Raw genomic sequence first — 1,931 nt, 5'->3', positions numbered from 1 at the left:
GGCCGAGCTGAACAAAGCCACCCGCTTGGCGGAGATTTAACGATGTACCTATTGCGTCTCGCCCTCGCCAGCCTGGGCAACCGCCGCTTTACCGCCTGGCTGACGGTGTTCGCCATCGCCCTCTCTGTATGCCTGTTGCTTGCCGTCGAGCGGGTGCGCACCGAAGCCCGCGCCAGCTTTGCCAACACCATCAGCGGCACCGACCTGATTGTCGGCGCGCGCTCCGGCAGCGTGAACCTGCTGCTGTATTCGGTATTTCGCATCGGTAACGCCACCAACAATATTCGCTGGGAGAGCTTCGAGCACTTCGCCGACCATCGTCAGGTCAAGTGGGCGATCCCGATCTCCCTCGGCGACTCGCACCGCGGCTACCGGGTGATGGGCACCAGCCCGGCGTATTTCGAGCACTACCGCTATGCCCGCAGCCAGCCACTGCAACTGAGCAGCGGCCGCGCCTTTGCCGACGACCCGTTTGAAGTGGTGCTCGGCGCCGAAGTGGCGCAAGCGCTCAACTACCAGCTTGATCAGGAGTTGGTGCTGGCCCATGGCGTGGCCACCATCAGCCTGGTCAAGCACGACGACAAACCGTTCAAGGTGGTCGGCATCCTCAAACGCACCGGCACTCCAGTAGACCGCACCCTGCATATCTCCCTGGCCGGCATGGAGGCCCTGCATGTCGACTGGCAAAACGGTATGCCGGCACGCGGTGCGGCCAAGGTCAGCGCGGAACAAGCGCGGGCCATGGACCTACAGCCCAAGCAGATCACCGCCGTCATGCTCGGCCTGAACAGCAAGATCGCCACCTTTAGCCTGCAACGGGAGATCAACGAGTTTCGCGGTGAGCCGCTGCTGGCGATCCTGCCCGGCGTAGCCCTGCAGGAGTTGTGGAGCCTGATGGGCACCGCCGAGAAAGCGCTGTTCGTGGTTTCGCTGTTCGTGGTGCTGACCGGGCTGATCGGCATGCTTACGGCGATTCTCACCAGCCTTAACGAACGCCGCCGGGAAATGGCAATTCTGCGCTCGGTCGGCGCGCGCCCTTGGCATATCGCCAGCCTGCTGATCGTCGAGGCCTTTACCCTGGCCCTGGCGGGCGTGCTGCTCGGGTTACTGTTGCTGTACCTGGGTATCGCCGGGGCGCAGGGCTATGTGCAGGCGAATTACGGCCTGTACCTGCCACTGAATCTGCCGACCCGCTATGAGTGGACGCTGCTCGGCGCTATTCTGAGCGCCGCCCTGTTGATGGGCTGTGTACCGGCCTGGCGGGCGTATCGCCAATCCCTGGCCGATGGCTTATCGATCCGCTTATGAGGCTTTTGCATGCACCGCTCTCTGCTCGCCACCCTGCTGTTCACCCTGGCCCTGCCGCTGGCGGCTGCCGAGGTGCGCGAGCTGACCTGGTCGGAAATGGTTCCGGCCGACGCCCCACCACAAGTCGTTGAACCGGCGCCGATCCACGACCTCTCGCAGCTGGCCGACGCCCTCGCCGAGTCCCGCCCGGCGGCCATGCAGCAATCGCCTGCCGCGCCAGTGGTGCAGGCGCTGGATGGCCAATCAGTCAAACTGCCGGGCTATATCGTGCCGCTGGATGTCACCGATGAAGGCCGAGTGACTGAGTTCCTGCTAGTGCCATACTTCGGCGCGTGCATCCATGTGCCGCCACCGCCGTCGAACCAGATCGTGCATGTCACCAGCGAGCTGGGTGTGCTGCTCGATGCGCTGTATCAGCCGTTCTGGATCGAGGGCCCGCTCAATGTCGAGCAGACCAGCAGCGAGCTGGCCGAAGCCGGTTAGCAGATGGAGGCGGAAAAGATTTATGCCTATGAGCTACCGGATAGCTGAGTAACGCCTTAACACCGATGCCGTTCATTCAAGCCAGGTGAACGGCATTTTTGTTGCTCGGATAATCCAGGGAAAGGTTGTGCGGCCGACAC

At 63.1% G+C, this 1,931-nt stretch carries 2 protein-coding genes; both read left to right on the top strand.

Annotation, left to right across the window (positions count from 1 at the left end):
- Nucleotides 1-42 precede the first annotated feature (42 nt).
- Complete coding sequence (locus tag Q8M42_RS05980) at nt 43-1,308, top strand: ABC transporter permease (protein WP_305283695.1); 1,266 nt, start codon at nt 43-45, stop codon at nt 1,306-1,308.
- Between the two features lie 9 nt (nt 1,309-1,317).
- A complete protein-coding gene (locus tag Q8M42_RS05975) occupies nt 1,318-1,791 on the top strand; it encodes a DUF3299 domain-containing protein (protein WP_305283693.1) in 474 nt (157 codons plus the stop codon).
- Nucleotides 1,792-1,931: the final 140 nt, after the last annotated feature.

It is taken from the genome of Pseudomonas sp., from assembly GCF_030684895.1.
GTDB lineage: Bacteria > Pseudomonadota > Gammaproteobacteria > Pseudomonadales > Pseudomonadaceae > Aquipseudomonas.
Note: the sequence above shows the minus strand (reverse complement) of the source record. Positions and strands in the feature narration are given on the sequence as shown.